Origin of the sequence: Streptomyces sp. ADMS, from assembly GCF_033441795.1 — a bacterium.
GTDB lineage: Bacteria > Actinomycetota > Actinomycetes > Streptomycetales > Streptomycetaceae > Streptomyces.
In genome coordinates this window covers 1-483 of record NZ_JAVFVX010000418.1, presented here as the reverse complement: position 1 = coordinate 483, position 483 = coordinate 1, and the positions used below count along the sequence as shown (strand labels likewise).

Here is a 483-nt window from a genome sequence, read left to right as displayed (position 1 = left end):
CATCCGTGTCGACGGCGTTCTGCACGAGTTCACCACCGTGCCGGGCGTCAAGGAAGACGTCACCGACCTCATCCTCAACATCAAGCAGCTGGTCGTCAGCAGCGAGCACGATGAGCCGGTCGTCATGTACCTGCGCAAGCAGGGCCCCGGTCTCGTCACCGCCGCTGACATCGCGCCGCCGGCCGGTGTCGAGGTGCACAACCCCGACCTCGTCCTCGCCACGCTCAACGGCAAGGGCAAGCTGGAGATGGAGCTGACCGTCGAGCGCGGTCGCGGCTACGTCTCCGCCGTGCAGAACAAGCAGATCGGCCAGGAGATCGGGCGTATTCCGGTCGACTCGATCTACTCGCCGGTCCTCAAGGTCACGTACAAGGTCGAGGCCACGCGTGTCGAGCAGCGCACCGACTTCGACAAGCTGATCGTCGACGTCGAGACCAAGCAGGCCATGCGTCCGCGTGACGCCATGGCGTCGGCCGGCAAGAC

1 protein-coding gene is annotated in these 483 nt (G+C 65.4%); it reads left to right on the top strand.

The window, feature by feature from the left end; all coding sequences use genetic code 11:
- Positions 1-483, top strand: a 483-nt coding sequence (locus tag RB628_RS41350) for a DNA-directed RNA polymerase subunit alpha (RefSeq protein WP_318325763.1), incomplete at both ends; no start/stop codon positions are given.